Source organism: Shimia sp. R9_2 (genome assembly GCF_017743735.1).
Lineage (GTDB): Bacteria > Pseudomonadota > Alphaproteobacteria > Rhodobacterales > Rhodobacteraceae > Shimia.
Genome location: NZ_JAGHRO010000004.1, coordinates 239,520 through 263,493, shown reverse-complemented (window position 1 = coordinate 263,493; position 23,974 = coordinate 239,520). Strand labels below are relative to the sequence as shown.

The window sequence follows — 23,974 nt, the reverse complement described above, 5'->3', positions numbered from 1 at the left end:
GCATAGAGGGTCAACGAATTTATTTACAAAAAAGTAGGATTTTCTCTGTTGACCGAATGCGGGCGAGAGGCGGTTTTTGGCCCGTCTACGATTCCTCCACAGAAGGTTAATAGAAGGTTAAAATCGGCTGGCGCCGGTAACCATCTGAAAAACCTTTATGAATCACAGGATCGTGATCTAAGGGCTTGTATTTCTCACTAGATGTTGTGTTGACCTGCGCGGAAATGACAAAAATGTAGAAATTTTTCCCGATCTGCCCGGATCTGCTCCGCTGGACCTTACGTCAAACAAAAACAGGCCGCCCGAAGGCAGCCTGTTTGATCAAAACTTCAGCGCTGAGGAATTAGGCTGCGGTATTTTTGTTGGCCGGCTTGCGAGTCTGAGGCTCAGAGTTTGCATCAATGAACTCCAGAACCAGCGGGCGGATGTTGTTGCGCCAGCTCTTACCGGCAAAGATACCGTAGTGCCCAGCGTCAGGCTCGACGTGGCTGGCCTTCTTGCTGTCTGGCAGTCCGGTGCACAGATCGAGCGCTGCCACACATTGGCCTGGCGCGGTGATGTCGTCTTTCGCGCCCTCAACGGTCTTGATCGCAACGGTGGTGATTTTGCCCACATCCACAGGGCGGCCTTTCACCGTAAAAGTGTTTTTGGCGATTTCGTTGTTTTTGAAGATTCGCTCTACGGTAGAGAGGTAGAACTCTGCGGTCATATCCATCACCGCGAGGTACTCATCATAGAATCGGTTGTGCTGATCGTGGTCGGAGGCTTCGCCGCGGGTCACGCGCATGATCTGGTCGGTGAAGGCCTTGGAGTGGCGCTCCGCATTCATGGACATGAAGGAATGGAGCTGCAGCAGGCCCGGATAGACCATGCGCCCCACGCCGGGATATTTGAAGCCGACACGCTGGATCATGGTTTCCTTAAGCTGGCCCATAGTCACGCGGTGGCCGAAGTCTGTGACCTCAGTGGCTGCGGCCTCGGTGTCAATCGGCCCGCCGATCAGCGTCAGGGAGCGGGGCTGGGCCTTTGGATCTTCTCCGGCCAGATAGGCGGTCGCAGCCAACGTCAGTGGCGCGGGCTGGCAGACGGCCATCACATGGATGTCCGGGCCGAGGTGTTTCATAAAATCGACAAGGTAGAGGGTGTAATCCTCAACATCAAACTTGCCTTCGCTTACCGGGATGTCACGCGCGTTATGCCAATCGGTGATATAGACTTCGCAATCGGAAATGAGGCTTTTGACGGTCGAGCGCAGCAGGGTGGCGTAGTGGCCGGACATGGGCGCGACCAGCAGCACCTTGCGTTTCATCGGCGCGCGGCCGGAGACGTCAAAATGGATCAGATCGCCAAACGGGCGCTCAACCAAAGTGTTGATGTTGACGATATGGTCCTTGCCGTCCTCGCAAGTGAAGCTGTCGATGCCCCAGTCAGGCTTCACAACCATTCGCTGGAATGTGCGCTCTGTGACTTCGCCCCAGGCCCGCATCCATTGCAGGGCCGGGTTGGGAACCAATGCCATCGCAGGGTAGGAGGCCATGGCCGAGGCGGTTGCGCCGAGCCATTGGTTGGTATTGCGCATGGTTTCCATAAGATCATACGTGGCCATGTACCGCATGTGTGTATTCCTTACCTTGGGGTATCCAGTAACTTGTTTCCCCATTAGTATTACAGGGGCGGATGTTTTTATGCTGCGTAGCAGCGAGAATAGGACGAATGGGTTAATATGACAACAAATGAGACCGAAGCAGGTGAAAAAATGGAACGCCTGAACGCCAACCTCGCAAAAGTTGAGGCGTTGTCATTAAAGCTCGCGGACGTCATGAGCCGCCATAAACCCCTGAGAAATGAACTGAACAGCCCGGAACCCGAAGTCTTTCTGAATGCCGCAAGCGCCTATTGGCAAGGTATGTTGGATAATCCGGGCAAAGTGCTCGAAAACCAGCTCGATCTCTGGAGCAAATCGGTCAAAGGCTTTGTCGATGCGCAGAATATGATGCTGAAAGGACAGTTTGCTGCTCCGCAGGATGATACGCCCACCGATCGCCGATTCTCCCATCCTCTGTGGAAGAGCCACCCCTATTTCAACCTGCTCAAACAGCAATATATGCGCAATGCGCAGGCCATTCAGACTGCGGTGTCTGAATTGGAGGGGCTTGCCCCCAAAGACAAGCAACGCATTGATTACTTCTCCCAGCAGATCATAGATATGATGTCGCCGACCAATTTTCTGGGCACCAATCCGGAAGCGCTGGAGCGTGCCGTGGAAACCGAAGGCCAGAGCCTTGTGGACGGGCTGGAGAATCTGATCTCGGATCTGGATGCTAACAACGGCGAGTTGCTTGTGAAGCTTGCGGATGAAAGCGCCTTTGAGATTGGCGGCAACATCGCTACAGCGCCGGGCAAGGTGGTGTACCGCTGCCGCATGTATGAGCTGCTGCAGTTTTCACCCAGCACCGAGACCGTGTATGAAACGCCGCTGGTAATCTTCCCGCCGTGGATCAACAAATATTATATCCTCGATCTCAAAGAGCAGAACAGCCTGATCCGTTGGGCCGTGGCGCAGGGCTACACGGTGTTTGTGGTCAGTTGGGTCAATCCGGACCGGTCTTTGGCGGATGTGGGGCTTGATGATTACATTGAGGAAGGCTTCCTTGATGCGATTGCACAGGTCAAAGAGATCACGGCGCAGCCACAGGTGAATGTGGTCGGCTACTGTATTGCTGGCACCACCATGCATCTGACCCTGTCTCTGATGAAACAGCGTGGCGATGAGTCTGTGAAATCTGCCACTTTCTTCACCACGCTGACGGATTTTGGCGATCAGGGCGAATTCACACCTTTCCTTCAGGATGACTTCATCGACGGGATTGATGAGGAAATTGAAGAAGAGGGCGTGCTTCGGTCGTTCATCATGCAGCGCACCTTCAGCTTTCTGCGCTCAAATGACCTGATTTATACGCCTGCGATCAAAAGCTACATGATGGGGGAGGCCCCGCCTGCGTTTGATCTGTTGTTCTGGAACGGGGATGGCTCCGGCCTTCCAGGCAAGATGGCGCATCAGTATTTGCGCGATCTGTGCCAATCCAACAAGTTTGTTGGCGAAGGCCTTGAGCTGTGCGGCGAGACGCTGAAGATCTCTGACGTGGACATTCCGACGTGTTCGGTGACCTGTGAGACCGATCACATCGCGCGTTGGAAAGATTGCTATCACGGCTATCAGCAGACCAAGAGCCGCTCCAAAACCTTCATCGTGTCCCAGTCCGGCCATATCGCCGGGATTGTGAACCCGCCGAGCAAAAAGAAGTACGGCCACTACACCAACAGCAAGCTGAGTTTGTCCGCGGATGAGTGGATGGAGGAGGCCACGTTCCACGAAGGCTCATGGTGGCCGCGGTGGGACACATGGTTGTCAAAGAAATCTGGCAAACAGGTGGAGGCGCGGGTTCCAGGAACAGTCACGCATCCTGCGATCTGCGACGCGCCTGGCGAATATGTCCGGAAAAAAGCATTGAAATAATAGAGGCTTAATAGGTTTTTGCTGCAATGCAGCAAAAAATCCTTGAAATGCCGCAATGCAGCACGCATATTGTTTTCAGAGACTAGACGCGCAGCCCTGATCATCTGTTTCTTCCTTGGGCTGTTATTCAATTAAGGAACTGAAAAATGGCTAAAGCAGCACAGGACGTAACTGCAATGTTCAAAGACGCGATGGGCTCCTTCCCAGTTGATACCTCGGCTTTTGAAGATGCGTTCAAAAACACCGCAGCGCTGAACGAGAAACTCGCCGCTGTGGCGCTTGGTGCAGCAGAGAAGTCTTCTGAGATTTCTTCCAAATGGACCAAAGACACTCTGACAAAGCTGGGCGACATGTCCAAAGCCAAAGCAGAGCCGGCCGATTACGCCAAAGCGCTGACCGATTTTGCTTCCGCACAGGCCGAAGTTGCTTCTGAAAACATGGCCGCTTTTGCAGAAGTTGCGAAAAAAGTTCAGATGGAAACCGTCGAGTTGTTGATGTCTGCGGGCAAGGAAGCCAGCGAAGAGGCGACCGCAGCTGTCAAAAAAGCCACCTCTGAGGTGACTGCCGCTGCGAAAAAAGCGACAGCAAAATAAAAACTACGCAAATCTCGCGCTTCTCCTCCTCCCCGATGCGCGGTTTGCAAGGGCAGGCTTCAGGCCTGCCCTTTCTTTTTGTTCTGCAGTCGCATAGGCTTTTTTCTGCACTGCATGAATATTGGGGAGATGGACGTGGGTGACGATAATAAACCATTGCTGATCAAGCGCTATGCGAGCCGCCGGCTCTACAACACCGAAACCAGCGACTATGTGACGCTTGAAGATATCGCCGGATTTATCCGATCCGGGCGCGAAGTTCAGATCGTGGATCTAAAAAGCGGCGACGACCTGACGCGGCAATATCTGCTGCAAATCATTGCCGAGCATGAGAGCCGCGGCGAGAATGTTCTGCCGGTGAATGTGCTCAATGATCTGGTGCGGGCCTACACCACGCAAGCAACCTCCATGGTGCCGCAATTCCTTCAGACATCCTTTGAGATGCTGCGTGAAGGACAGGAAAAAGTCATGGAGAGCATGGGCGGCGGCATGAAGATGCCCGGGCTTGAGGCGATGCAGGCGCAGCAGGAAGCTTTCATGAAAGCGATGACCGGTGGCATGGCCTGGCCGGGCAGCTCCTCACCGGCGCCAGAAGCGGATGCGGACAGTGGCGAGGGCGAAGATCTGGACGCGATCAAACGCCAGCTGGCGGATTTGCAGGACAAGCTGTCCAAGCTGAAGTGACGCGGGCGATTCTGTCGACCCAAATCGCCTAGATTATTTTGTGCGCATGATGTGAGTCGTGCGCACATATTGTATGTGAATGTGGAATTTCCTGTTGTTTTGCACGGTCGGTTGTTAAGCTTTTGCTGTCGAGCAGACCAATGAGGGACCAAAATGGCCAAATCCACCACAGGGACAAGCACACGCAAACGCACCACAATGCGGGCGAAAGCCACAACCAAAACCCGTGCACGCAGCACCTCTACCCGCAAAACCAGCACCAGCCTGCGCGACGCCCCCAAGGGCGCCAAAGCGATTGCCGAAGAGGCTGTGGCACCGGTTGTAGAGGAAGCCGCCGCCGCTGCAGAAGAAGCAGAGGCGTTTCGCAAGCGGGATCTGATCGAAGCGGTGGTGATGCGCTCCGGCGTGAAAAAGCGCGATGTGAAGCCTGCTGTTGAGGCGGCACTGGCGATTTTGGGGGAAACCCTGGCACAGGGGCAGGGGCTCAATCTGCCGGAATTGGGCAAAGTCAAAATCCAGAATCAGAAGTCGGTTGGCGATGTGCAGGTGCTCAATCTCCGTCTGCGGCGCAAGCTTGCGGATGCGGAAACAGAGACCAAGTCCGGGGATGCAGAAAGTGACAAAGAGGGCCTTGCAGAGGCCGCGGAGTGAGGATAGAAGCCGCGTCACCGGGTGATTAGCTCAGTGGTAGAGCGCTTCGTTCACATCGAAGATGTCAGGAGTTCAAATCTCTTATCACCCACCATTCTTCCAAACGGGCGCTCCCCTAAACGGGTTGAGCGCCCGTTTTTATTTATAAATCTGATCTCCTTGCGCGGTGGGCGCGTGCGGGGCTAGGCTCCGCCAAAAGGCGCGATGTGCGCCATATGAGGCAGCAGATGACAGAGTTTCCGACAATTTGGTTTTTGCGCCATGGGCAAACCACGTGGAATGCGGTGCGGCGGGTTCAGGGGCAGTTGGAAAGCGATTTGACGGAGCTGGGGCGGGCACAGGCGGGTCAACAGGCCGATTTGATCGCGCCGATTCTGAAGGCGCACAAACCGCACTGCCTTGTGTCTCCATTGCGCAGGGCACAGCAAACCGCAGCGATTGCGCTAGGTGGGCATCCCATGGTGCGCGATGCAAGATTGGCTGAGGCGCAGGCGGGTGTCTTTCAGGGCATGACCATGGATGAGATCGACGCGCGCTATCCGGACATCTATGGGGCGAATCCCAAAGCGCTAGATCTTTTCTGTGCAGCGCCGGAAGGGGAGGGCTATGCCGCCTTTGAGGCGCGGGTGCGTGCGGTGTTGGCAGGCTTGGACGGGCCCACGGTGATGGTGGGGCACGGATTGTGGGGACAGGTGCTGCGCGGGCTGATCTGCGGGTTAAGCCATGCGGAGACGGCGGCACTGCCGAATTTACAGGGCTGCGTCTATGAGCTGAAAGGCGGCCGGGAACGGGTTTTGCAGGTGGAATGAAAATTTCTGGAGATTTTCTCAAATCCCCTCTTGCGCTCCCCCGCGGTATTCTCTAAATCCGCCCTCACCGGGTCGTTAGCTCAGTTGGTAGAGCGCTTCGTTTACACCGAAGATGTCGGGAGTTCGAGCCTCTCACGACCCACCATCCAACCTCATGAAAAAGCTCGAAAAGTTCTACCAACACGGTGGGTTTGCGAAGTGTTCCTAAGTTCACTTAACCTAACTCCGCTTCCGAATGTTCATAAAGCCGAGCCCTTCAGCAGCATCTTGCATATTTTCAGGTGTGAGATGTGCCTATAGGTCGTTGCGTAGTCCCCACGCCCTTCACGTGGTCGCATCTATTCACCTGAGTCTCTCTTGCGTTTTTGCAATAAAACCTTGCGTTTACGTTCGCTGACAGGCTTTCCTGCCAAACAATATGGAGCTGGATTACAGGGTTTCAAAAGTGGGTAGTACGCGAGGTAAAGAGTGCTGGCATCACCCTTGTTTCTGATGGGGCTGTCCATCTTGGCCTATAGCCTATTCCCCCTTATGGGCGCTTTGGGCATCCGGTCAATGCCACCGTTGCTGTTCATCGGGTTTGCGCATGTGGTGTCTTTTGTAACTTTTGTGCTGCTTGTGCGCGTGCGTTCGCGAGGGGGCCAAAACATTCGATTGGTTCTGCAAGAGCTTCGCACGAACGCAGATTTGCGCCTCTATATTCTTCTGGATGCGGCCTTGAACTTGGCGAGCCACTCCTTGCTTTTCTATGCCTTTCTGTTTGTAAGTCGTACCAACGCGACGGTGATTTTTGAGATTTGGCCGTTGTTTGGAATGATCGGAACTTCGATTTTGTTGCGGGATCATTTCGACACGTTATCTCAGCGCAGTTTTGTCCTTGGCCTCGTGGCGATGCTGGGATTGGCGCTGGTGGTTTGGGCAGGGCAGGCTTATGACGCGGACCCCCAAGTCGCTTCTGAACCTTGGCGGGGGGCGCTTTCAGCGATGGGGTCTGCTGTGGCCATGGCAATAAGTGTCGCGCTACATGTAAAATCTCGCCTTATTGTGGGCAACATCAAGGGAATCACAGATGCAGCGATTGTTGTGAACATCCCCACAAAGGCATGCAGTAGCGCATTTTTTGTTTTGTTGCTTTTGGTCTTTCAACCTTGGGAAAGGATCGCAAGCGTCGGTACGGAGTTTTGGATTTATGTTGTGCTGACGGGCGCATTTGTGGTCTCCACGGGATCGGCCGCCTACAGCGAGGCACTAGCGCGTAGTAAACGGTCTGAGATTATCCTGTTCTGGTATCTCACACCCTTGATTGCGGTGTTCTGGCTTTGGTTATTTGGATTGGACCAGATTTCGGAAACACTCGTATTAGGTGGGCTTTTCATTCTCTCGGCGAATCTGTTGCTGCATGTCAAAGCTGACGAAGGTCCGGCTTATGTTGCGGTGTTCTTGTCGCTTTGCGTCGCAGGGACGATCGTTCATTTGATACCCTCGGTTCCGATCAGGGACTATTTCCCCAATTCAAGTTTGGTTGAGTTGTTAAGTCTACCACTTGGAATATTCGGGATACTGACCGGTTTTGTATTGGGGCGGCAGTTTTCAAGGCGGCAAGAACTGGAAACGGTTTTGGTCGATGTCGCTCCCACATTAGATGCCGCGGGTGTTGAGGCGTTGGAAGATATCCTTGCGGAGCCAAGGCAGTATAGGTTGGATCGCATGTTTGCAGCGCTGCTCAAAAGGTTGCGCCCTGAGCAAGCGGATTTGCGCAAAGGGCTGCTAACACTACGCGTGAAGCTCAGTCGACCAGTTTCTCATGGCGAGTTGATTGTGCTTTGGGCGCTGAGTTTGATGGGGTGTGTTAGCGTTGTGTTTTTTCGCGCCAAGGGATTTGCCGGTGACATAGTTACCTTCATCACGGTGCCCGCTCTGGTCTATCTTGCGATGCTTATCAGTACCGGGGCTGGGGCCGGTTTAGGCGAAACGTTGCGCAGGATCGTTGCCCCGTCTGCGCCTACGATGCGGTCACGTGTTTGGGACAGGCGTGTGGCGGGACTCACAATTGTAGTGGTTTTCTTGACGCAGATTGTTCTTGCCTTTGAGCGTGACGGGCTGACCAACGTTTTTCTGGGGCGCTGAAACAAAGTTCACACAGGGCAATTCAACAAAAAAGCGGCCCCAGAGGGCCGCTTTAAGGTGTGAAACACGTCTTGGCTCTGAATTAGCCTGCGACGATTGGGGAGCAGATCAGCGCGCCGGTTTCGGTGCTCTGCAGCTCATAGCCACCTGGGCAGCTTGCGTCGCCTGCTTTGTCAAAGCTTGGCTGTACAGTGATCGGGGCCGGCTCTTCTTGTTGGCCACAAGCTGCAAGGGTCAGGCCGGCGATGCAAAGGGCAGCATAAATCGGTTTCATTTTGTTTTGTCCTTCAAAAAGCAATTGAATCGAGTGCGCCTATCTAATCACAAAACCGTCATTGCTCAAAGCGAACCCGACGTCGTGCATAACGGAAAAAATACGGGTTGGCAGGGGCTTGTGAAATTTCTTCGATTTTCGTGCGGATATCCGCTTGACGCGCCTAAGCGCTCAGCATAAACCCCACCACACGCTGAGGGGCACACGCCAAACAGCGAGCAGCGAGCGGTTGTAGCTCAGTTGGTTAGAGTACCGGCCTGTCACGCCGGGGGTCGCGGGTTCGAGCCCCGTCAACCGCGCCACCGCTGCCAGCCCCGACCTTGGGTGCCTTCGGGCAAAGGGTCATGCCGAAAGGCGAAGATATATGCGCGGTTGTAGCTCAGTTGGTTAGAGTACCGGCCTGTCACGCCGGGGGTCGCGGGTTCGAGCCCCGTCAACCGCGCCACTTCTTCCTCCCTCAAAAGTTGGTTGATTTGGTCGCTTCTAAGTGCGCATTATCTGCGCCTTGTTGCGCCGTTTTTAGCCCGCCACAGAAAAAACGCGCCCAAGGGGCGCGTTTCTGATTCTTGCATGTTTCTAGTGTCTTATCGTGTGAGCGCTTCAAGGATTCGCGCCCAGGAGCGGGTGCCTTTGTGAAAGCTCTCCACATCATATTTTTCGTTGGGAGAATGGATCTGGTCATCATCGCGGCCAAAGCCGATCAGCATCGAATCCATGTCGAGAATCTCTTTGAAGTAGCCTGCGATCGGAATCGAGCCGCCACAGCCCACATAGGCGGCAGGCCGGGGCCATTCGTCGCTCAGTGCGCTGCGGGCTTTTTCAAACGCCGGATCGTCAATGGACATGTGGGAGGCACCAGAGCCTTTCTCGGTGCGATACTCCACGGTGAAGCCCTCAGGCAGATTGCTCTCCAGATAGCTACGGAAGGCGGCGCGGATTTTGTCCGGATCTTGCTGGCCGACCAGACGGAACGACAGCTTTGCAGAGGCCTGAGAGGGCAGAACCGTTTTAAAGCCATCTCCGGTGTAGCCGCCCCAGATGCCATTCACATCACATGTCGGGCGGGACCAGATTTGCTCCAACGGTGTGCGGTCCTGCTCGCCAGCCGGTGCCTTCAGGCCCACATCTCCCAGATAGGTGGCATGGTCAAAGTTCAGCCCCTGCCACTGCGCGCGGATGTCGTCAGGCAGTTCGGGCACATCGTCATAAAACCCGTCCAGCGTCACTGCGCCGGTTTCATCATGCAGGCTCGCAAGGATTTTGCTCAGCACGCGGATCGGGTTCATCGCGATGCCGCCGTACATGCCCGAGTGCAGGTCGCGCGATGGGCCGGTGATGGTGAAGTCTTCGCCCAAGAGGCCCCGCAGCATGGTGGTGATCGCAGGCACGGCGCTTTCAAACAGGCCGGTGTCACAGATCAGCGCGATGTCACAGCTCAGCTCTTCGGCGTTTTCCTGCAGGAAGGGCACAAGGCTTGGCGAGCCTGATTCTTCTTCGCCCTCAAACAGGAACGTGATTTTGCAGGGCAGGGCGCCATGTTCTGCGATCCAGGCGCGGCAGGCTTCCACGAAGGTCATCAGCTGACCTTTGTCATCAGAAGCGCCGCGGGCACGGATCACTTGGCCTGCGTCAGTGTCTTCAAGTGCTGGATCAAATGGATCGCGGTCCCAGAGTTCCAGCGGGTCCACCGGCTGAACATCATAGTGACCGTAAAACAGGATATGGGGGCTGTCGTCGCTGGGGCCGTCCACATGGCCTACGACCATTGGATGGCCTGTGGTCATGCGCTTTTCTGCTGCGATGCCAAGGCTTTGCAGATCTTTCACCAGCCAGTCGGCGGCGGCTTCGACATCCGCATCAAAAGCCGGATCGGTTGAGATCGACTTGATGCGCAGCAAATCGAACAAACGCTCGATGGCCTCAGGCATATTTGCGTCAATCCGGGAGAGGACTGGATCAAGTGTCATGGGAACTCCTTTTCTATGCGCCACGGGTGCAGCGATTTGCGCAAACCGTAACATTCGAATCTGGGGTGTCCAGAGCGGTGCGTTAACACATTGATCGATATCAAAGTGCTACACTTTGTCAGTTTGCTACCCATTGCCCAAGACGCTGTTGAGGTTTAGAACAGCTCTAATATTCAGTCAGTTCCATCCCCGTGATGATCTGGCCGGGAAAAAGGAAAGCCACTGTGGATTACACTGCAAAGCTAGATGACGCTCTCAATCGTTTGCACGAAGAAGGGCGCTATCGCACGTTCATTGATATCGAACGTCAGCAAGGTCATTTCCCGCATGCCACATGGACCCGTCCAGACGGCACCCAGCGCCCGATCACCGTGTGGTGTGGCAACGACTATCTCGGCATGGGGCAGAACCCTGTGGTGCTGGAGGCGATGCACGAGGCTGTTGATGCCACCGGTGCAGGCTCTGGCGGCACCCGCAATATCTCCGGCACGACCGTCTATCACAAACGCCTTGAGGCGGAGCTGGCGGATCTGCATGGCAAAGAATCGGCACTGCTTTTCACCAGCGCCTACATCGCAAACGATGCAACTTTAAGTACTTTGCCAAAACTCTTCCCGGGGTTAATCATATATTCCGACGAATTGAACCACGCCTCCATGATCGAAGGTGTGCGTCGCAACGGCGGGGCGAAGCGTATTTTCAAGCACAATGATGTGGACCACCTGCGCAGCCTGCTTGAGGCCGATGATCCGGCAGCGCCCAAGCTGATCGCCTTTGAATCTGTCTACTCCATGGATGGTGATTTTGGCCCGATCGAGGCGCTCTGTGATCTGGCGGATGAATTTGGCGCGCTGACCTACATTGATGAGGTGCACGCGGTCGGCATGTACGGCCCGCGCGGCGGTGGCGTGACCGAGCGTGACAACCTTGCCCATCGCATCGACATCATCAACGGCACCCTTGCCAAAGCCTATGGCGTGATGGGTGGCTACATCGCCGCATCCGAAAAAATGTGTGACGCCGTAAGGTCTTATGCGCCAGGCTTTATCTTTACAACATCTCTGCCGCCTGCTGTGGCAGCCGGTGCTGCGGCCTCTGTTGCGCATCTGAAAACCGATCAGGCGCTGCGCGAACGTCACCAGACGCAAGCAAAGATCCTGAAGCTACGCCTGAAAGGTCTGGGCCTGCCGATCATCGATCATGGCAGCCATATTGTGCCTGTGATTGTGGGCAATCCGGTGCACACCAAAATCCTGTCTGATCACCTGCTTGAAGACTATGGAATTTACGTGCAGCCGATCAATTTCCCGACGGTTCCGCGCGGCACAGAACGCCTGCGTTTCACGCCGTCGCCTGTGCATGGTCCGAAAGAGATTGATGCGCTTGTGCATGCTTTGGATGCACTCTGGAGTCACTGTGCGCTGAATCGTGCCGACCTGGCAGGTTAACCAACACATATTGTTCTCAATTATACCACATATGGTATAGTATTGTTTAACAAGGGGATCGGTCCGAATCGGGGGAAGAACGGACCGGCGTTGCTAAACGAGGCATTTGGGATGATCGGGCGCAGATCCAAGCGCGATACCGAAGAGGTATCCGAGGGACCGAAAGGTTACGACGACTTTGCCGTGAGCCTAGGCGATATGATGCGGGGCGAACGGGCGACTTTGGGCAAGTCGCTGCTGGATGTACAACGCGAGCTCCGAATACGCGCAAGTTACGTCGCTGCCATCGAAAACTGCGATCCATCCGCTTTTGAAACGCCGGGCTTTATTGCGGGTTATGTGCGCTCTTACGCACGTTACCTCGGCATGGACCCTGAGCAGGCGTTTGACACCTTCTGCGCAGAAAGCGGTTTCACCACCGCGCATGGCATGTCTGCGGAGGCCTCCGGCGCGCGCAAAACGGAGAAGGCGGCACCTATTGTGTCAAGTGATCCGTTCTCTGGTGCCAATGCCCCCTTCACACCGATCCAGGAATCCCTGCTGTCCCGTATAGAGCTGCGTGCCATCGGATCATCGGTGGTCTTGCTCGCGCTGATTGCAGGGATTGGCTATGGCGGCTGGTCGGTGCTCAATGAAATTCAACGGGTGACTTTGGCCCCGGTGGAGCAGACGCCTGTTGTGCTGAGTGATCTGGACCCGCTGGAAGGCGCAGCCCGTGCGGCTAATGATGGCGATGATCTTGAAGGCGCAGAACTTGCGGAAGCCGGGGCAGGCGTGTTTGCGCCATCTGAGGCGCTGGACCGTCTCTATCGCCCTCAGGCCTTGGATGTTCCTGTGCTGGTGGCGCGTGATGCGCCGATTTCCCAGCTGAACCCGGACAACATCGGTGTGTTCACGCCGGAAGTGCCGGAGCTGGTCGCAGCTGTGGTGCCCGAAGAAGATCGCCCGATCCCGATTGTGGTTGAGGAAGAAGCACCGGAAATCGTTGTGATGGCGGTGCGCCCGGCTTGGGTGCGCGTGCGCGGCGCGGATGGCACGGTGCTGTTTGAGAAAATTCTCAACGCCGGTGAGGAATATGTGCTGCCCGCCACCGAAGAAGCGCCAATCCTGCGCGCGGGCATGAGCGGCTCTGTTTACTTCAAACTCAACGGCGAAATCTACGGACCAGCTGGTGAAGGCACCAGTGTTGCGCGCGATCTGCCGCTGGCGATGGATGCTCTGAAAGAGGGGTATCAGGTTGCGGATCTGGATGACGATCCGGAGTTGGCCCGTATTGTCGCTCTGGCGGCAGCAACCGATGTGGTGGTGGGCGAAGAATAAGCGCCCCGCCGCCGCCAAAACGTCGCAAAATCCTCTGACTTTTCAGCGGTATAACATCGGCAGAGCGCAGCTTGGGCTGCGCTTTTCTTTATCGTGCATTGCCCCGACTGTGCAGAGCGACTAGATAGGCAGAAAGCTGTTTCCATGCTCTGATGAGGGGGCCTGCCATGTCGATGAACCACATTCGCCCTTGGCGTAATATCGAGCGACGCAAGTCGCGCCAGATCATGGTGGGCAATGTGCCTGTGGGCGGCGATGCCCCGATTGCGGTGCAGACCATGACCAACACCGACAGCGGTGATGTGAAGGCCACCTTGGGGCAAGTGCTGGCCGCAGCAGAGGCCGGAGCGGATATCGTCCGTATCTCAGCACCTGATGAGGCTGCCACCAAGGCCTTGAAAGAAATCACAAAAGAAAGCCCTGTGCCGATCGTGGCGGATATTCACTTCCACTACAAACGTGCGATTGAGGCGGCGGAGGCCGGTGCGGCCTGCCTGCGGATCAATCCGGGCAACATCGGTGATGAGAAGCGCGTCAAAGAGGTGATTGCGGCGGCCAAGGATCACGGGTGCTCTATCCGTATCGGGGTGAATGCCGGCAGCCTTGAGAAACACCTTTTGGAAAAATATGGTGAGCCGTGCCCGGATGCGATGGTGGAGAGTGGTCTCGACCATATTAAGATCTTGCAAGATAACGATTTTCACGAGTTCAAAATCTCGGTGAAAGCCTCTGATGTCTTTATGTCGGCAGCCGCCTATCAGCTGCTTGCGGACGCGACAGATGCGCCGATCCACCTTGGCATCACCGAGGCGGGCGGCTTTGTCAGCGGCACGATCAAATCCGCGATTGGCCTTGGCCAACTACTGTGGATGGGGATCGGCGACACCCTGCGCGTGAGCCTGAGTGCCGATCCGGTGGAAGAGGTGAAGGTCGGCTTTGAGATCCTCAAAAGCCTTGGCCTGCGTCACCGTGGGGTCAATATCATCAGCTGCCCAAGCTGCGCCCGCCAAGGGTTTGATGTGATTAAGACCGTGGAAACATTGGAAGAAAGGCTCGCGCATATTCACACGCCGATGAGCCTGTCGATCATTGGCTGCGTTGTGAACGGTCCGGGTGAGGCGCTGATGACCGACGTGGGCTGGACCGGTGGCGGCAATGGCAACGGCATGGTCTATCTTGCCGGGAAGCAGAGCCACCGGATGTCCAACGACGATATGGTGGAACATATCGTTGAGCAGGTGGAAGCCAAGGCGGCAGAGCTGGAAGCGGCGAAGGCCGCAGCAGAGGCTGCGGAATAAGTTCCGATTTTTGCGCCAAAGGTTAACGGCGCCAGACGGGGCCAAAACGGGACGTCGGTATCGCGTCGGTATCCCTACGGTATTGCGTAGGCGCAAAATCGCGATTTTGGCGGTTTAACGCGCCGCACGTTGCGCAACACTGCACCACAAAAAAAGCAGCGGCCGGGCCGCTGCTTTTGTTTTTGGAAAGAAGGCAGGGCGGATTAGCCGCGTTTGTCAGCCACGATGGAGCGCATGCCTTCCAGTGGAACGTAGCCGCGCAGCATCTCGTCTTGCATCACAAAGGAGGGCGTGCCGGTGATCCGCATGTCACGTGCGAGCAGGCGGGTGGTCATGATCTCCTCAGTGACCTCGTCGCTGTTCATATGCGCAAGCAGCGGGGCGGCGTCAAAGCCGAGGCCTTTGGACAGGCGGGTCAGGGAGCGCTCGGTCACGTCACCGCGCATTTTGATCAGCGCGTCATGGGCCAGCTTGTAGGACTCATTGCCCAGCTTCTGCTTCACGGCGATGGCAAAGCGGGAGCTCAGCTCGGAAGCTTCGCCCAGGATCGGGTATTCTTTGACGATGAAGCGGATGTTGCCGTCAGATTTGATCAGCTCTGCCACCTCGTCATGCGCCTTACGGCAGTAGCCGCAGCGGTAGTCGACAAATTCCACCAGCGTGATGTCGCCCGCAGGGTTGCCACCTTCCCAGCTGTAGCCGTCGTTGAACAGGCGCTCGGTGTTGGCCGCGACCAGCGCGAGGTCATCCTGCTCCTGCGTCTGCTCCTGACGCGCCTGAAGGATGGCGACGGCCTCCATGATCACTTCGGGGTTTTCGAGCAGGTAGGCGCGGATTTCATCGCGAAACGCGCCGCGCTCTTCTTCAGACATGCTGTCGATGTCAAAGGCCATCGCAGAGGTGGCGCTGAGCCCGAGGGCGACGAGGGCGGGGGCGAAAAGGTGTTTCATCTGGGGTTTCTCCATCACTTTTTCTTTTGGGCACGCTTTGCAGCGGACACGATGTCTTGAGCACGGCGTGCGGCGCTTGATCCGCGCGGCAGGCGGGTCAGGGCGCGTTGGGCGTGTATGTCGGCATCTTTGAGGCGGTTGGCAAGGGCATAGCGCTCTGCCGTGGCCAGAGAGGCCATGCCGGGCTGGCCGGTCTGGGCATAGGCGGAGCCGAGATCGCGAAGCAGCTTGGCATTGCGGAAGTCACGCGCCCGCGCATTCTCCAGATGTTTGAGCGCCTCTTTGGGGCGGTTCACCGTCAACAAGGAGCGCCCCAGCCCGCCAAGGATCAGCGGATTGCGCGGTTCAAGCTCTGCGGCCTTGCGATAGGCGGTCACCGCGCTTTGGAACTGGCGGCTTTCCAGCAGGATCTGGCCTTTGAGTTCGTAGTAGAAGGCATCATTGGGGCGCAGCGCGATGGCCTTGTTGATATGGGCCAGCGCCTCAGAGCTGTTCTGCTGGCGATGATAGGCCACCGCAAGGCGCATGTGGCGCACGTCGTCAGCGCGGCTTTCACTGGCGCGTTGCAAGGTCCATTTGGTCGGGCGCATGAACGCGGTGATCTTGGAGCGCGCCCGGTCGTACCAATAGTCCATTTCCGGCTGCGGGCGGCTTTTGCCGGTGTAGGCGGCGACAAAGCGTTCCATGGCGCGCACCCGGTCACGCGACAGTGGGTGGGAACGCATGTAAGGATCCTGGCGGGAGACATTCAGCAGCTCCTGGCCAACAAAGAGCTGGTGCACATCGACAGCGCCCGCAGGGTCGATCCCGGCAGAGGCCATGTAGCGCACGGCGGATTGGTCGGCGGAGGCTTCTTCTGCCCGTGTGTGGGCGAGAAATTGCCGAAGGGCAGAGCTTTGGGTGCCAAGCGCGACACCGGCGGCGACATCGCCGCGGCCCGACGCCGCAGCGGCAGCCAGCGCAAGGGCCAAACCAAGGGTTGAAGCATTGCGTGCCGAATCAAGGTTGGCGATGCGGCGGGTCAGGTGACCGTTGGCGATATGGGCCGCCTCATGGGCGATCACCGCCTGCAGCATCTCCGGCGTTTCCATCCGCATGATCATGCCGGTGTGGATGAAAATATGTTGCGGATCAACAACAAAGGCGTTGAGGCTGTTGTCGTTCACCAGAAGGATTTTGACGTTACCACCAAGGCCCGCAGCCGTCAGAATGGGGGCGGCCATTCTGCTCAGGGCGTATTCGATATCCGGGTCGCGGATCAGCGAAACCGCCCGGGCCATCGGGGTGGTGATCAACAGGGCAAGCAGCGTCACCAGAGTGACGGCATGGATGCGCAAAGCGGTGATTGACGGCGCCGTCATTTCGCGGTGAAACCTCATGAGCGACACTAGGGAACAAATTCATGCGGAACTCAAGACGTGGGGCGGTTGATCCCTTCATTGTGATGGATGTGATGGAAGCGGCGCGTCAGGCCGAGGAAGCCGGACGCCACATCATACATATGGAAGTGGGCCAGCCGGGCACCGCCGCGCCGCAAGCCGCGCGCCATGCGCTGAGCCAACAGATGGAGCAAGGCGCGCTTGGCTATACGGTGGCCTTGGGCATTCCGGAGCTGCGTGCGCGCATCGCCAAGCTTTATGGCGACTGGTACAATGTGGATCTGAACCCCAACCGTGTGATCGTGACGCCGGGCTCTTCGGGGGCGTTTGTGCTGGCGTTTTCTGCGCTGTTTGACGCGGGCGAACGTGTGGCGATTGGCGCGCCGGGCTATCCGAGCTACCGCCAGATCCTCAAAGCGCTGAGCCTTGAGCCACTGGATATCCAGACCGCACCGCAGAACCGCCTGCAGCCGGTGCCTGAGGATCTGCGCGCAATGGATTTTGAGGGGCTGATGGTGGCCTCTCCGGCCAACCCCACAGGCACGATGCTCGACACAGCCGCGATGGAGGCGCTGATTGACCTCTGTCAGGAGAAAGACGCCGCCTTCATCAGCGATGAGATCTATCACGGCATTGAGTATGAGGCCAAAGCGGTCACCGCGCTGGAGCTGACCGATGAGTGCTATGTGATCAACTCATTCTCCAAATATTTCAGCATGACCGGCTGGCGTGTGGGCTGGATGGTGGTGCCGGAGGACCACGTGCGCAAGGTGGAGCGGCTGGCGCAGAACATGTTTATTTGCGCGCCACACGCAAGTCAGGTGGCAGCATTGGCGGCGATGGATTGTCACGACGAGCTGGAAGCCAATATGGCGGTCTACCGCGCCAACCGCGCCATGATGATCGAGGGACTGCCCAAAGCGGGCTTTTCCAAATTCGCGCCACCGGACGGGGCGTTTTATGTCTATGTGGATGTGAGCGATTACACCAACGACAGCCGCGCCTTTGCGCAGGAGATCCTGGAGCAGGCCGGAGTCGCGGTGACGCCGGGGCTCGATTTTGATCCCGTGCGCGGGCATCAGACGCTGCGCTTTTCTTATGCGCGCAGCACAGAGGACATCGCGGAAGGCTTGGCGCGCTTGCAACGCTTCATGGCGGCGCGCGGGGCGGTTTAGCATCGCCTGAATTAAGGTATCGAACGGGCAGGGAGGGGCCAGCCCCTCTTGCCCCTTCGGGCCAATTCACCCCGGGATATTTTCGGCAAGAGGAAGGCCGCGTGAGCTGCGCAAGTCTGTCGTGGCGAGCGGCGCGCGGCTGGTGTAGGCTCTGGCCAACAAGAACGCGCAAGAGCGGTGAGACGAGCATGATTTTTGGCAAGAGAGCGGGCGGCATTCAGGCTTTGGCACGTGGGGCGGCTTTGGCGCTGACTGTGTGTCTGGCACCGGTGGCAGGGGCTGCGCAGGAAGAGGGCTTCTCGGCGCTGGCACGGCTGGATGTGGCGCAAAGCGGCCTGTCTGACGCACGCCGCGGGGCCGCGGCGTTGGAGTTGAGCCTGAGCCAGGGGGTGCCCTGGCGGGTGTTCACGCTGGATGCGCCGCGCCGCGTGGTGCTGGATTTCCGCGAGATTGACTGGGGGCAGCTTGAGGCGGCCGAGCTTGGGGCTGCCGAAGGGGTCGAGGCGGTGCGCTTTGGGGCCTATCGCCCGGGCTGGAGCCGCATGGTGCTGGATCTGGCTGCGCCGTTGAAGGTGCAAAGCGCTGAGATGTCGGTGGCGGAGGCCACGGGGCGCGCACGCCTGTCGCTGCTGCTGACCCCAACCGAGGCGGCTGCGTTTGCCGCAGAGGCAGGGGCGCCTTATGATCCGCGCTGGGATCTGCCGGCCCCGGCCACGGAGCCTGCGCCTGAGGCACGGCCGGATTGGGCGCCAACCAAAGTGATGATTGATCCGGGCCATGGCGGGATTGATCCGGGGGCGGAGCGGGGCGAGACGCAGGAGAAAGACCTGATGCTGCTGTTTGCGCGCGAGCTGCGGGATCTTCTGCGCCGTTCGGGTGGCTTTGAGGTGGTGATGACGCGGGATGCGGATGAATTTGTCTCGCTGGAGCGCCGCGTCGCGCTGGCGCATCAGCATCAGGTGGATGTGTTTTTGTCGCTGCATGCCGACAGTCTGAGCCAGGGCAATGCCAAGGGGGCTACGATCTACACCCTGTCTGACGATGCCAGCGATGCGGCCTCAGCCCTGCTGGCGGAGCGCCATGACCGGGCGGATATCCTCTCCGGTGTGGATCTGTCCGGTGCGGATGATGAGGTGACCGATGTGCTGCTTGATCTGGCGCGTATGGAGACCGAGCCGCGCACCGACAGGCTGGCGCGCTCCTTGGTGGATGCGCTGAAGGAAAGCACCGTAACTTTGAATCGTAAGCCGATGAGGGAAGGGGCTTTTTCTGTCCTTAAGGCGGCGGATGTGCCCTCGGTTCTGGTGGAGCTGGGCTTTATGTCATCGCAACGTGATCTGGCCAATCTGCAGGATCCGGGCTGGCGCGCGGCGATGGCGGCGGGCTTGCGTGACGGGCTGATGGCCTGGGTGGAGGACGACAAGGCGGCGCGGGCGTTGGTCCGGCAGTGAGCGGCGCGGCAGTGAACGGGCTGGACGCGGCAGGGCGGATCGGCGAAGCTTTGCCCATGCACGGAGATTTGAAGGCGTGCGGCTTTCCTTTCCGGGCAGAAGCCCGTCGAGTGATAGGCTGGGGTAGTTGAACATAAGAGCGGGCTGCGATGCGCGAATTTACCGATTTTGAGGGGGCCAAGCTGGCCATTTTGAAAGGCGATCAGCTGGTCTCGATCCTGCGCGATGACACGGCGGATATTCCCTTCCCGAACATGTGGGATTTCCCCGGCGGCGGGCGTGAGAAGGGGGAAAGCCCGGAGGCTTGCGCGTTGCGCGAACTGCGCGAAGAGCTGGGACTGCGGCTCGATGAAGAGGCGCTGACCTATCGGCGGCGCTATGCCTCAGGCCGGCAGGGCGAGGTGGTGACGTGGTTCTTTGTCGCTGAGGTGCCGGATCTGGATATCAACCGGCTGCGGCTGGGGGAGGAAGGACAGGCTTGGCGCATGTGGGATGTTTCCCGCTATCTGCGGATGGCCAATGCGGTGCCCAATATGAAAACGCGTCTGGCGGAGTATCTGGAGCAGCGCGACGCTGGGTGAGGCGCGGGGATCATTGATTTAGGGGTTCTAAGAGTGAACCAAGATGAGCGCGAAATAGTTGTCCTCAACTCGGCTTGGACCATGATTGATGATATGGTGAATTGGGGGAATTTTGTTAAGTTTGAAGGGGCTCAAGTAGGAAACCTCTTATTTGAGAGCTCCTTGCATCATCGACTATTTTCGATCCTCTTAAATGATTTCTTGTCGCCAGTAGTCGGCGATGGGAAGAGTCATCCGCCCTTGGGATTGAAGCGCATTCCACATTCCGTCAATGTTATTGACCGAACGTTCTTAGTCCATCTTAGTGATGTTTGCAGTGAACCTAAATTTGGTGCGGATACGACCAATTTGCGCGAGGCCGTTGACGAGTTTTCTGGGTGGCTCAGAGGATCCTTTGTTAAGGAAGATGTACATCTCTGCTCAATAGATATTGTGGCCGACTTGAAGGTTACGAGAATTGAGTACCTCAAGATGTGTGGTGACATTTCCAAACATCACTTGGGACGTCTGTCACGGAATGTAGGCAAGCTAGATAGGCTTTTAAAGACAGCGGGTTATGATGTTAGTCTAGACGCTGCTTATCTAGCAGTTGAACCTTTCTACGAGTGCTTCTTTGATGATGTGTTCGTGTATCATTCAAGCCAAATAGCAGAGTACCTGAATAACATTTGTTGGGCTATTTTTGAGTACCTAGAAGAAGAGTTTCTGAGATCTCATCATTTTAGGGATGATCTACCGCATCCCGCCTATAGCTTTAGTGTTCCGGCCTCTCTATCGGACCCGATCGCTAAAGGAATGTACTGGGAGCTGATGAACAAATGCAGGCGTAAGCCAATCGTTCATCGCTTTGAAATTATTGACTTGATGAAGGCACGCTACTGACATCAGTTATTGAGTTCTGCTGCAGATGCCAAAGCCCTGCTTTGGCAGCGCCCGAACCGCCCCCACGGGGCGGGCGCTTTGCTTCCTGCCCCTCGGTTCGGGCGCGGATCGTGGCAATCTGCGAAATCCCGCCCGTTGACGCAGCGCATATTCGCGCGTTGAAACGGAGAGGTGTTTTGACCCGCCTCCCGGGCCTCTATATAGAGAGGCTAGCAGACCCGACTTAAAAGGCCTTCGGCGTGATACGATTTATCCTGTCTTTCTTTGGAACCATTTTCACCTTTGTTACCATGGGGCTGGCCGTTGTGGCGCTCTCCATTGGGGCGGTGTTCTGGATCTATGGCCAAGAGCTGCCAAGCCATGAAAGCCTGGCGCAGTACAAACCGCCGACCATCAGCAGGATCTATTCCGGTGAAGGCCATATCATTGACGAGTTCGCCAAGGAGCGGCGTCTGTTTGTGCCGGCCGAGGAGATCCCGGATCTGGTCAAAGAGGCCTTTATCTCTGCAGAAGATAAGAACTTTTATCACCACTCGGGGTATGATGCCCGCGGGATTGCAGCGGCGGCTGTGGAGGCTGTGCAAAGCCGGGGGTCCAATGTGCGCGGGGCCTCTACGATCACCCAGCAGGTGATGAAGAACTTCTTGCTTGATGGCAGCCGGCGCATTGAGCGTAAGATCAAAGAGATCATTCTGGCCACCCGTGTCGAAGAGACATTGAGCAAGGATCAAATCCTTGAGCTCTATCTGAATGAGATTTTCCTCGGACAGAATTCCTACGGCGTGGCTGCCGCCGCGCAGACCTATTTCAACAAGACGTTGGAGCAATTGGCCCCGCATGAGGCGGCTTATCTCGCGTCTTTGCCCAAATCGCCGTCAAACCGACATCCGGTGCGTGACCAAGAGGTCGCGATTTTCTGGCGCAACAATACGCTGCGCGAGATGGCGGAGAACGGGTACATAACACAGGCCGTCTATGAGGCCGAAAAGGAGCTGCCGCTGCGCTCGGTGCAGAACGGCGACTATGCAAGCTTCAAATCGACCCTGCCGCCACGGGATTACTTCACCGATGAGATCCGCCGTCAGCTGAGCCGGGATTTTGGCGAAGACGAGTTTTTCTCTGGCGGTATGACCGTGCGCTCCACCGAAGACCCTGAGATGCAGAAGGTTGCCGCCAAGGCGCTGCGCCGCGCGCTTGAGAAATATGACCGCAGCCGCGGTGTCTGGCGCGGCACGGGGCAAGTGATTGACGCGGGCCTTCTGGAAGATGAGATCGCATGGCGCGGGGCGCTGGCGGAGGTCTCTCTGCCACGGGATGTGGACCTTGAGGGGCAGTGGTATCCGGCCGTGGTGCTTCGGGTTGGCAACAATGACGCGCGCATCGGGATCGAAGGCATCGAGGATGATGAGGACGGTCACTGGATTGCCGCCAATGACGTGACCTGGGCGCGCAAGCGTCAGGCGGATGGCTCGCTGGGCCGTCAGGCGCGGGTGGCCGGGGATCTGGTCTCCGTGGGCGATGTGGTGCTGGTGCGCGCGATCACCAAAGATGACACCGGCGAGTTCGTGCGCTGGTCCCTGCGGCAGGTGCCGGAGGTGCAGGGCGGCTTTATGGCGATGGACGTGAACAACGGCCGCGTGATCGCCATGCAGGGCGGCTTCAGCTATCAGGACACGGTGTTTAACCGCGCCACACAGGCCAAGCGGCAGCCGGGCTCCAGCTTCAAGCCGTTTGTCTATGCCTCTGCACTTGATAGCGGGTATTCGCCTGCGACCATCGTGATTGACGCGCCGATTGAGATCGACACCCCGCAGGGGGTGTGGCGTCCGAAAAACTCCACCAACAAGTTCTATGGCCCGACGCCGATGCGCACAGGCATCGAGCAGAGCCGGAACCTGATGACCATCCGTCTGGCGCAAGAGGTGGGGATGGAGACCGTGGCGCGCTATGCGGAGCGCTTTGGTGTTTATGAAGACATGGGGCCGTTTCTGGCGAACTCGCTGGGGGCGGATGAGACCACGCTTTATCAGATCGTGGCGGCCTATGCGATGTTTGCCAATGGCGGCGAGCGGGTGGAACCCACGCTGGTCGACAGGGTGCAGGACCGCTACGGCAAGACCATCTATCGCCACGACCAGCGCGAGTGTACCGATTGTCTCGATGCGACGATCCCGGCCACCCGTGGCCCGCGCATCGTGACCAACCGCGAGCGCGTGATGGATGCGGTGACCGCTTATCAGCTGACCTCGATGATGGAAGGCGTGGTCACACGTGGCACCGCCAGCAGTCAGATCAAACTGCCGGTGCCAGTGGCCGGTAAGACCGGCACCACCAATGAGGCCAAAGACGTCTGGTTTGTTGGCTTCACCAGCAACATCGTGGCAGGCTGTTATATCGGCCATGACCGTCCGCGTCCGCTGGGCCGTGGGGCCTTTGGCGGCACCACCTGTGGTCCTGTGTTCCAGGAGTTCATGGAAGAGGCGATCCAGAAATACGGCGGTGGCAAGTTCCGGGTGCCGCCCGGTGGCCATTTCATCAAGATCGACCGCTACACCGGCGCGCGTCTGGATGGGGACGCGAGCGGCACAAATGTGGTGGCGGAGTACTTCCGTGATGGCGAGGAACCGGTGTTTGGCATCACCTATGACGGTGGCTTTGCCATGGGGCAGAACCTGCCGCTGGTGGAAGAGGTTGCCACGTCGCAGGGCCGTGAGGTGACCACCTCCTCAGGGGGCACCGGCATTGTCGGCCCGAAAGCCGACTTTGGTACGGTGAGTTCCGGCGGGCTCTACTAAGTTCAGCGCCCCCGTTGATCGGGGGCGTTGCTTGAGGCTCTTCTTCGAACGCTGAAGCAGGGGCCGCACTGGC

19 protein-coding genes and 4 tRNA genes are annotated in these 23,974 nt (G+C 57.5%); 18 read left to right on the top strand and 5 right to left on the bottom strand.

What is annotated here, in order from left to right:
* Positions 1 to 343: 343 nt before the first annotated feature.
* The gene (gene phaZ, locus J7400_RS12205) at positions 344 to 1,615 is read right to left on the bottom strand and encodes a polyhydroxyalkanoate depolymerase (RefSeq protein WP_209063549.1); all 1,272 of its coding nucleotides are present in this window, start codon (positions 1,613 to 1,615) and stop codon (positions 344 to 346) included.
* 108 nt (positions 1,616 to 1,723) lie between these two features.
* On the opposite strand from phaZ, the gene phaC reads away from it, so the two are divergent.
* From phaC to J7400_RS12165, 8 genes are all read left to right on the top strand, one after another.
* A complete protein-coding gene (gene phaC, locus J7400_RS12200; RefSeq protein ID WP_209063547.1) occupies positions 1,724 to 3,517 on the top strand; it encodes a class I poly(R)-hydroxyalkanoic acid synthase in 1,794 nt (597 codons plus the stop codon).
* Between the two features lie 146 nt (positions 3,518 to 3,663).
* Positions 3,664 to 4,110, top strand: coding sequence for a phasin, PhaP (locus J7400_RS12195; protein ID WP_209063545.1), 447 nt, complete (start codon positions 3,664 to 3,666; stop codon positions 4,108 to 4,110).
* 129 nt (positions 4,111 to 4,239) lie between these two features.
* On the top strand, positions 4,240 to 4,794 hold the full coding sequence (gene phaR, locus J7400_RS12190) for a polyhydroxyalkanoate synthesis repressor PhaR (RefSeq protein WP_209063542.1): 555 nt from the start codon (positions 4,240 to 4,242) through the stop codon (positions 4,792 to 4,794).
* 153 nt (positions 4,795 to 4,947) lie between these two features.
* Positions 4,948 to 5,445 (top strand): HU family DNA-binding protein, encoded by a 498-nt coding sequence (locus J7400_RS12185; protein WP_247738773.1) that lies wholly within the window; start codon positions 4,948 to 4,950, stop codon positions 5,443 to 5,445.
* A gap of 19 nt (positions 5,446 to 5,464) precedes the next feature.
* A tRNA-Val gene (locus J7400_RS12180) sits at positions 5,465 to 5,539 on the top strand.
* A gap of 133 nt (positions 5,540 to 5,672) precedes the next feature.
* Positions 5,673 to 6,254 (top strand): histidine phosphatase family protein, encoded by a 582-nt coding sequence (locus tag J7400_RS12175; protein ID WP_209063540.1) that lies wholly within the window; start codon positions 5,673 to 5,675, stop codon positions 6,252 to 6,254.
* Between the two features lie 69 nt (positions 6,255 to 6,323).
* Positions 6,324 to 6,399, top strand: a tRNA-Val gene (locus J7400_RS12170).
* Positions 6,400 to 6,722: 323 nt separating this feature from the next.
* The gene (locus J7400_RS12165; protein WP_209063539.1) at positions 6,723 to 8,381 is read left to right on the top strand and encodes a DMT family transporter; all 1,659 of its coding nucleotides are present in this window, start codon (positions 6,723 to 6,725) and stop codon (positions 8,379 to 8,381) included.
* 82 nt (positions 8,382 to 8,463) lie between these two features.
* Here J7400_RS12165 and J7400_RS12160 read toward each other — a convergent pair whose 3' ends face one another.
* Positions 8,464 to 8,655, bottom strand: a complete 192-nt coding sequence (locus tag J7400_RS12160) for a hypothetical protein (protein WP_209063537.1) — start codon at positions 8,653 to 8,655, stop codon at positions 8,464 to 8,466.
* 225 nt (positions 8,656 to 8,880) lie between these two features.
* Between J7400_RS12160 and J7400_RS12155 the strand changes: the two genes are divergently transcribed.
* Positions 8,881 to 8,957, top strand: a tRNA-Asp gene (locus J7400_RS12155).
* 66 nt (positions 8,958 to 9,023) lie between these two features.
* Positions 9,024 to 9,100 (top strand) — tRNA-Asp (locus J7400_RS12150).
* 139 nt (positions 9,101 to 9,239) lie between these two features.
* On the opposite strand, the gene J7400_RS12145 is transcribed toward J7400_RS12150, so the two are convergent.
* A complete protein-coding gene (locus J7400_RS12145) occupies positions 9,240 to 10,622 on the bottom strand; it encodes a M20/M25/M40 family metallo-hydrolase (RefSeq protein WP_209063535.1) in 1,383 nt (460 codons plus the stop codon).
* A gap of 224 nt (positions 10,623 to 10,846) precedes the next feature.
* On the opposite strand from J7400_RS12145, the gene hemA reads away from it, so the two are divergent.
* The 3 genes from hemA (at position 10,847) to ispG (ending at position 14,688) form a co-directional block, all read left to right on the top strand.
* Positions 10,847 to 12,070 (top strand): 5-aminolevulinate synthase, encoded by a 1,224-nt coding sequence (gene hemA / locus J7400_RS12140; protein ID WP_209063533.1) that lies wholly within the window; start codon positions 10,847 to 10,849, stop codon positions 12,068 to 12,070.
* A 111-nt stretch (positions 12,071 to 12,181) separates the two neighbouring features.
* A complete protein-coding gene (locus J7400_RS12135) occupies positions 12,182 to 13,390 on the top strand; it encodes a helix-turn-helix domain-containing protein (protein ID WP_209063531.1) in 1,209 nt (402 codons plus the stop codon).
* Between the two features lie 167 nt (positions 13,391 to 13,557).
* Positions 13,558 to 14,688, top strand: coding sequence for a flavodoxin-dependent (E)-4-hydroxy-3-methylbut-2-enyl-diphosphate synthase (gene ispG / locus J7400_RS12130; RefSeq protein ID WP_209063529.1), 1,131 nt, complete (start codon positions 13,558 to 13,560; stop codon positions 14,686 to 14,688).
* A gap of 203 nt (positions 14,689 to 14,891) precedes the next feature.
* Here ispG and J7400_RS12125 read toward each other — a convergent pair whose 3' ends face one another.
* Positions 14,892 to 15,638: a DsbA family protein gene (locus tag J7400_RS12125; RefSeq protein WP_209063527.1), complete on the bottom strand. Its 747-nt coding sequence runs from the start codon at positions 15,636 to 15,638 to the stop codon at positions 14,892 to 14,894.
* 14 nt (positions 15,639 to 15,652) lie between these two features.
* Positions 15,653 to 16,999, bottom strand: a complete 1,347-nt coding sequence (locus J7400_RS12120; RefSeq protein ID WP_209063525.1) for a M48 family metalloprotease — start codon at positions 16,997 to 16,999, stop codon at positions 15,653 to 15,655.
* A gap of 41 nt (positions 17,000 to 17,040) precedes the next feature.
* Between J7400_RS12120 and J7400_RS12115 the strand changes: the two genes are divergently transcribed.
* The 5 genes from J7400_RS12115 to J7400_RS12095 all read left to right on the top strand — a co-directional run bounded on the left by J7400_RS12115 (position 17,041) and on the right by J7400_RS12095 (position 23,901).
* Positions 17,041 to 18,192: an aminotransferase class I/II-fold pyridoxal phosphate-dependent enzyme gene (locus tag J7400_RS12115; RefSeq protein ID WP_209063523.1), complete on the top strand. Its 1,152-nt coding sequence runs from the start codon at positions 17,041 to 17,043 to the stop codon at positions 18,190 to 18,192.
* A gap of 188 nt (positions 18,193 to 18,380) precedes the next feature.
* On the top strand, positions 18,381 to 19,643 hold the full coding sequence (locus J7400_RS12110; protein ID WP_209063521.1) for an N-acetylmuramoyl-L-alanine amidase: 1,263 nt from the start codon (positions 18,381 to 18,383) through the stop codon (positions 19,641 to 19,643).
* A gap of 149 nt (positions 19,644 to 19,792) precedes the next feature.
* The gene (locus tag J7400_RS12105; RefSeq protein WP_209063519.1) at positions 19,793 to 20,224 is read left to right on the top strand and encodes an NUDIX hydrolase; all 432 of its coding nucleotides are present in this window, start codon (positions 19,793 to 19,795) and stop codon (positions 20,222 to 20,224) included.
* Between the two features lie 33 nt (positions 20,225 to 20,257).
* Positions 20,258 to 21,106, top strand: coding sequence for a hypothetical protein (locus J7400_RS12100; RefSeq protein ID WP_209063518.1), 849 nt, complete (start codon positions 20,258 to 20,260; stop codon positions 21,104 to 21,106).
* Between the two features lie 239 nt (positions 21,107 to 21,345).
* Positions 21,346 to 23,901, top strand: coding sequence for a PBP1A family penicillin-binding protein (locus tag J7400_RS12095; protein ID WP_209063516.1), 2,556 nt, complete (start codon positions 21,346 to 21,348; stop codon positions 23,899 to 23,901).
* Positions 23,902 to 23,974 lie beyond the last annotated feature (73 nt).

Coding starts and splice junctions, on each gene's coding strand:
- J7400_RS12115 (WP_209063523.1), top strand. CDS start 17,041: ATGCGGAACTCAAGACGTGGGGCGGTTGATCCCTTCATTGTGATGGAT.
- J7400_RS12105 (WP_209063519.1), top strand. CDS start 19,793: ATGCGCGAATTTACCGATTTTGAGGGGGCCAAGCTGGCCATTTTGAAA.
- ispG (WP_209063529.1), top strand. CDS start 13,558: ATGTCGATGAACCACATTCGCCCTTGGCGTAATATCGAGCGACGCAAG.
- J7400_RS12110 (WP_209063521.1), top strand. CDS start 18,381: ATGATTTTTGGCAAGAGAGCGGGCGGCATTCAGGCTTTGGCACGTGGG.
- phaC (WP_209063547.1), top strand. CDS start 1,724: ATGACAACAAATGAGACCGAAGCAGGTGAAAAAATGGAACGCCTGAAC.
- phaR (WP_209063542.1), top strand. CDS start 4,240: ATGGACGTGGGTGACGATAATAAACCATTGCTGATCAAGCGCTATGCG.
- J7400_RS12160 (WP_209063537.1), bottom strand. CDS start 8,655: ATGAAACCGATTTATGCTGCCCTTTGCATCGCCGGCCTGACCCTTGCA.
- J7400_RS12145 (WP_209063535.1), bottom strand. CDS start 10,622: ATGACACTTGATCCAGTCCTCTCCCGGATTGACGCAAATATGCCTGAG.
- J7400_RS12120 (WP_209063525.1), bottom strand. CDS start 16,999: ATGACGGCGCCGTCAATCACCGCTTTGCGCATCCATGCCGTCACTCTG.
- J7400_RS12185 (WP_247738773.1), top strand. CDS start 4,948: ATGGCCAAATCCACCACAGGGACAAGCACACGCAAACGCACCACAATG.
- J7400_RS12135 (WP_209063531.1), top strand. CDS start 12,182: ATGATCGGGCGCAGATCCAAGCGCGATACCGAAGAGGTATCCGAGGGA.
- J7400_RS12175 (WP_209063540.1), top strand. CDS start 5,673: ATGACAGAGTTTCCGACAATTTGGTTTTTGCGCCATGGGCAAACCACG.
- J7400_RS12195 (WP_209063545.1), top strand. CDS start 3,664: ATGGCTAAAGCAGCACAGGACGTAACTGCAATGTTCAAAGACGCGATG.
- phaZ (WP_209063549.1), bottom strand. CDS start 1,615: ATGCGGTACATGGCCACGTATGATCTTATGGAAACCATGCGCAATACC.
- J7400_RS12125 (WP_209063527.1), bottom strand. CDS start 15,638: ATGAAACACCTTTTCGCCCCCGCCCTCGTCGCCCTCGGGCTCAGCGCC.